Here is a 6,107-nt window from a genome sequence, read left to right as displayed (position 1 = left end):
GTCCTACACCTACCCCGACGGCGCAGCCGGCGACGCCGACACCCACCCCTGGCCAGACTCCACCCCCGACGGTGACGCCTTCGCCTACCCCGCCAGGGGGCAATCTGGTGGCCAATCCCGGCTTTGAGAGTGGCGCGCTTTCGCCCTGGAGCTGTGACGCCGGTGATCGCGTGGTGACTTCGCCAGTCCACAGCGGTTCCTACGCTTTGCAGCTCGCGCCAAGCAACTCAACGACCGGCCAGTGTACACAGACGATCAGCGTGCAGCCCAATCATACGTATACCTTGAGCGCCTATGTAGACGGTCCCTATGCCTACCTTGGGATCAGTGGCGGTGCCAGCAATTGGACCAGTAGCACGAGCTATACGCAGCTAACGGTGTCGTTTACTACCGGTCCTTCGACTACCAGCGTGACGATCTATGTTCATGGTTGGTACGCACAAGGAGCGGTCTATGTTGATGATGTCTCGCTGCGCTAAGGTTGGTCAGCGGGTCGCCCCTGGTCTCGGCTGAGGGAAGGCCTGGTCTTCGCCGTGACCTGTAGCCAGCATCAGAGGCTCTGAGACGCGTACCTACTTAGGGCGCGCGCTCTGGGCCCGGCTGGCTGCAGGTCTTTTCGTCCCAGGTTACTCCTGCTAAGTCTCACCTCCGAGCTGGCGGCAAAGAGGATGGCAAGCTGATCGGTTCTAGCTTGCAAAACCAGGGCTAGTGGTGCGGTGATGTGCTACAATTGCTATTGACGGCGCAATGATGAGCCTTCCACAAGGACCGTTGACCCACCGCTGACGAGAGTTGTTGCAACATTGATGGTGCGCTTGTCTTCCTGCCCAGGAGCTCCCGCAGGTGCTGAGGCCTGGGGCCATTATCTGTGTTCCCCTGGCTCATCTTACCTGGACCATTTGATCACGGCTACGGCTGCGTTGTGGTATCAACCGATGAAACAGTAGGAAGCTCAATCGGTCAACTGCCGAGCCGTTGAGAGCCGGTCAGGCCCGGCTCTTCCTCTGGTAGAGCAGGGCTATGCATCTGAGCATTTGGAAAAGGATGCTTCTCTATGTCTGAGCAAGAACGCCGTCAGGAGAAAGATGCTCCCTTGCGCCGCGATATTCGGATGCTCGGCGATGCGCTGGGACGCGCCATTCAGCAATATGGGGGCAGCGAGGTGTTTGAGACTGTGGAACACCTCCGCCGTAGCTGTAAGCGTCTTCGCGATTATGCCGAGCAGTTGACCTATGCCAAGGGAGTGGAGGCAGAGCAGTTAAGGCGAGAGATTGAGGCATTGGACGCCGAGATTATGCGGGTCGTAGAAGGCTGCGATTTGCGTAGGGCGATCGATGTGATTCGCGCCTTCACGATCTACTTTCACCTGGTCAATACAGCGGAGCAATATCACCGCATTCGGCGCCGCCGTGAACATGAGAACGGTCCAGAGCCGACACCGCAACGTGGTTCGCTCGCGGCCCTGATGCAATTTTTCGATCGGCATGGGGTCGACCGCGAGACCCTGCGCTCGCTTTTGGAACGCCTGTCGATTGAACTGGTCTTTACCGCCCATCCGACTGAGGCCACGCGCCGCGCGCTCATCATTAAGTCGCGTCAGGTGGCCGATTTGCTCGACGCCTATGATCGCGAGTACGGTCATCTGTCTGCTAGGCCTCAGCGTCCCTGGCAACGGCAACGCGAACTAGAAAGCACCATCGCATTGCTCTGGCGCACCGATGCGGTCCGCCATGTGCGTCCACAGCCAGTGGATGAGGTGAAGATGGGCATCTATTATCTCGACGAGATTATCTACGAGGCGCTGCCTGAACTCTACGAGGAATTTGAGCGGCTGCTTGAACAGCACTATCCTGATCTCGATCTACGTCTGCCTCCTTTCTTGCGTATCGGCTCATGGATCGGGGGGGATCAGGATGGAAACCCCAACGTTGGCCCGGAGACCCTGCTGCAGGCTCTGCGGTTACAGCGTGCCACTCTGCTGACACATTATCGCCGCTCAATCGAGACGCTGGCTCGGGAGTATTCGCAGTCGATTAATTACAGCACGGTGACTGAGGAGCTGCGCCGCTCGATCGAGGAGGATGCCGCTCGTCTGCCAGAGTATGATCGCGAACTGGGCGAGCAGACACGTCTGGAGCCGTATCGGCGCAAGCTGTCATTTATGTGGAAGCGCCTGGGAGCAACGCTAGCAACCGTAGCTCCAGCTCAGGCTGAGGAAGCGGGTGAAGCTGCCTCGGCTTCACTGCATACGGTGGCTTATCGTGATGCCGAAGAGCTGTTAGCCGATCTGCGCCTGGTCTACAGCAGTCTGCTGGCTGACGGAGAGCGTGAGGTGGCCAATGGGGCGTTGGCGCGCTTGATCCGCCAGGTGGAGTTGTTTGGCTTCCATTTCGCTGCTCTCGATGTGCGCCAGCACAGTGAACGCCATGCGCAGGCGCTCTCGGAGTTGCTGCGCGTCACTGGCCTGGCAACAACCCTGGCGGCAGAAGCCGGCGACTCACCTGCCAAAGACTATTTGGAAATGACTGAAGAGGAGCGCGTCCAGTTGCTAGAACGCTTGCTCCGCGATCCGCGCGTCTTGCCGCGCCGTGGCCTCCAGTTGAGTCGCGAGACGGCGACAGTGCTGGGAACCTTCGAGGCTATTCGTCAAGCACGCGAGGAGTTTGGTCCGCGCGCGGTGACCTGCTATATCATCAGCATGGCGCGCACGCTCAGCGATCTTCTGGAGGTGCAGTTTTTCTGCAAGGAGGCCGGGATCAGCGGTCTGCCGATTGTGCCGCTCTTTGAGACAATCGCCGACCTGCGCGGGTGCTCTGAGATTATGGAAACGGCTTTCCGCTTCCCGCTCTATCGCCAGTGGGTGGCCAGCCACGGCAATGAGCAGCAGATTATGCTGGGCTACTCAGATAGCAGCAAGGACGGCGGCATGTTGACCTCTGGCTGGGAGCTGTATCAGGCTCAACAACGCTTAGCTGCTCTGGGGGAGCGCTATGGCATCGGCATCATGATCTTTCATGGACGCGGCGGAGCTATCGGGCGCGGCGGTGGTCCGATCTACGAGGCGATCCTTGGTCAGCCACCAGGCACGGTCAACGGGCGCATTCGCATCACAGAACAGGGGGAGATGCTCTCGTTTAAGTATGGGCTGCATGAGATCGCCCTGCGCAATATGGAGCTGGTGGTTACGGGCGTCATTGAGTCAAGTCTTCCCCAGGCTCAGCGTTATGAGGAGCCACCACGCTGGGCCCAGATCATGGACCGGCTTTCGCTGAGCGCTTATCAGCGCTATCGCCGCCTGATCTATGAGGATCGCGAGTTCTTGACTTTCTTTGAACAGGCAACTCCGATCCTCGAACTCGGCTGGCTCAATATCGGTTCGCGACCTGTACGCCGCACCAGCGGACGCAATATTGAGGAGCTGCGCGCCATTCCCTGGGTCTTCTCCTGGATGCAGAGCCGCTATGTGCTGCCAAGCTGGTATGGTATCGGCGGGGCCATTGAGGAGTTTGTGGAGTCCGAGCCAGAGGGCCTGCGTGAGCTACAGGAGATGTATCGCTCCTGGCCTTTTATGCGCGCTTTTCTCGATAACCTGCAGATGACGCTCTCAAAGGCAGACATGCACATTGCTCGCCATTATGCAACCCTGGTGGCCGACGAGCAGCTGCGTCAGCGTATCTCGGCGGAGATCGAGGCGGAGTATGAGCGGACACGTAGTTGGCTGCTACGCATTGTGGGGGGTAAGGCCCTGCTCGATAACTCGCCGGTGCTGCAGCGCTCGATCCGTCTGCGCAATCCTTATGTGGACCCTCTGAGCTACTTCCAGGTGGTCTTGCTCCGCCGTCTGCGTGCTCTGGGCGGACCGCTGGACTTGAGTAAGGCTGAGCAGCAGGAGGCCGGCGAGCAGGAGCGCGAGCGCGCGCGTCTGACCTATGCTGTGCTGCTGACGATCAATGGGATCGCCGCCGGTTTGCGCAATACCGGCTAGCCGCTAAAAAGCAGGCTTGCAGGCCAGTACGGGGATGGGGCCGTGTCTCTCCGGCCCCATCCCTTTCTGCTGAGGCTCAGCCAGCTAGACATAGGGCAGCACTGTCTCGGCGAAGTCGCGCAAGCCGTCGATGTCGTCGAGATAGAACCATTGGAGCATTAGCTCTTGGACACCGACCTCGCCGTAGCGCCTGATCTGGGCAATGGCCATCTCGGGTGTACCAACAATGGTGCGATTCTGGGCCAGCACGCGATCCAGGATCTCCTGCGAGGAGAGAGGCGCGTAGCTGGGATCATAGTGACGCCACCAGTCAAGACGCTGATAGAGATCCTCGCGCGTACGTCCAAAGAAGAGCGAGGTCATCATGGTGCGCTGCACGCTCGCAGATGGGCGCCCTACCTCTTGTAGTAGTTGGTCAAGAAAGGCAGACAGCTCGCGAAACTGCTCGGGGGTGAGAAAGCCAGCGTTCCAGATGTCGGCGTAGCGCGCCGCCAGGGGCAGAGTGCGTTTGCGTCCGCCTCCGCCGATCATGATGGGCGGCCCCCCAGGGCGCTGCGGACGGGGCAAGAGCTGCGCTTCTCGGAGCTGGTAGAAGTGGCCTTGAAAGGTCACTGGCCTCTGGGAGCGCATTAGGAGGCTGATGACTTCCAGGGCCTCGGCAAAACGTGCCATGCGTGTGCGCATATCGCCCAGGTTAAGCCCGAACATGGCATGTTCTCGCTCCTGCCAGCCAGCCCCGACTCCGAAGATGAAGCGGCCTCCGCTCAGATCGTCGAGGGCGATCGCCTGGCGCGTTAACATTACGGGATGGTGAAAGGAGATTGGCGAGACAAGTGGGCCAAAATGGACACGCTGGGTGTGATCGGCCGCGTAAGCTAGGGAGACAATCGTTTCCAGGGCCTCACGGTCGGGCGGCACGGGATCGGTGAAGTGGTCCGAGCGGAAGAGGCCGGCATAGCCTAGGCTTTCGACGGCCTCGACCAGACGTTTCCAGCGGGACCAGGTTAGACCCGTCTGTCCCTCAATTTGAATGGAAATAGCAACCATTGTACAATGCTTCTTCCTCTCTCTTGACTGAGCTGAGTGCGCTGTCTCTCTCGCAGCAGGGGTCGCTCACTCACAGCCATAAGCACCCTTCCCTGCCCGCTACCAGTATGACACACTGCTCCGCAAGGGTACAAGCACCGGCGCTGTGCTGCCAGCATCCCTGCTCGCTGGGGTTGACTCCGCCGCTACGCACATGGTATTTTTAGAGTTGATATGTGGATTACGCCAAATGAGCGGAGCAGTCGCCAGGTCGGCTCTGAGCAAGAGCAAGGTGCAGTTTCGAAGGAAGTGCTGTAAAGCGGTATCTCATGCCAGACTGCGGACTCCTGGCCGCTTCCGAAAGCAGCATGCAGGGGCGAGCGATGCCGATCCAGAACAGACCGTGCGGCGCTGTCAGCAAGGCTCTGATGACCTGACCTTCCTTCCTGCAAGGTGCTTCGCTGTCGTCTTCGTCCATTGCCTCGTAGACACAGGTCCATAGGCACCGAAAGAGCGTTGCCGCGGACTCCTCCTGGCAACGAGCAGGCAGTGTGGCGCTGTTCAACGGCTCAAGCAGCACAAGGAGAGCTTCGTCCCCCCGGGCTGAGGGCCTGAGCTGATGAGGAAGCCCTTGCGCTCTGTGAAGGTTCATCGCGACAGATGATCTTTTACTCGGTACTCTGCTCACACATGAGAATGTGGAAGATCTTCGCCTGCTCACAGGGATTTTTCCAAACCATCTAAAGGCCGCTGTGCAGATAAAAATCTGGAGCGGCATATCGATAATATCAGATTTAAAGTGGCATCCTGCAGGTCTCTTTGTGCAGAATCTATCGTTTCGGCTATGCACTCGTCTTAGCTGAAGAAGGCTCTGAGAGAGCAGCGCGAGAAATGTAAAAAAACAGCCTATTCCGCTGAGGTTGAACGTTTCCAAAGTTGGAGTTCCCTATGCACGAGAGAAAACGGCGTCCTGCGATGCGTTCACCACTTTCTCCCCTCGAAATAGGGATAGAGGTTGTTGCCCTGGCCAGTATTGCCTTGAGCATTTATCTGACAGCGCATGCCTGGGCTGCATTGCCAGCGCGCATCCCTGGCC

The 6,107-nt window shown here is 58.9% G+C and carries 3 protein-coding genes; 2 read left to right on the top strand and 1 reads right to left on the bottom strand.

Annotated elements, in window-relative coordinates; genetic code table 11:
* Together IRZ24_RS15540 and ppc are read left to right on the top strand one after the other, a co-directional pair.
* Positions 1-479 (top strand): carbohydrate binding domain-containing protein (locus IRZ24_RS15540; RefSeq protein ID WP_297165901.1); only part of this gene is annotated, 479 nt, incomplete at its 5' end.
* A 575-nt stretch (positions 480-1,054) separates the two neighbouring features.
* Entirely contained in the window at positions 1,055-3,985 is a 2,931-nt protein-coding gene (ppc, locus tag IRZ24_RS15535) for a phosphoenolpyruvate carboxylase (RefSeq protein WP_297165899.1), read from the top strand.
* 84 nt (positions 3,986-4,069) lie between these two features.
* Here ppc and IRZ24_RS15530 read toward each other — a convergent pair whose 3' ends face one another.
* Positions 4,070-5,032 carry a TIGR03560 family F420-dependent LLM class oxidoreductase gene (locus IRZ24_RS15530; RefSeq protein WP_297165897.1) on the bottom strand — a complete coding sequence of 321 codons (963 nt, stop codon included), beginning with the start codon at positions 5,030-5,032 and terminating at the stop codon, positions 4,070-4,072.
* Between the last annotated feature and the right edge of the window lie 1,075 nt (positions 5,033-6,107).

Source organism: Thermogemmatispora sp. (assembly GCF_019683755.1).
Taxonomy (GTDB): Bacteria; Chloroflexota; Ktedonobacteria; order Ktedonobacterales; family Ktedonobacteraceae; genus Thermogemmatispora.
Note: the sequence above shows the minus strand (reverse complement) of the source record. Positions and strands in the feature narration are given on the sequence as shown.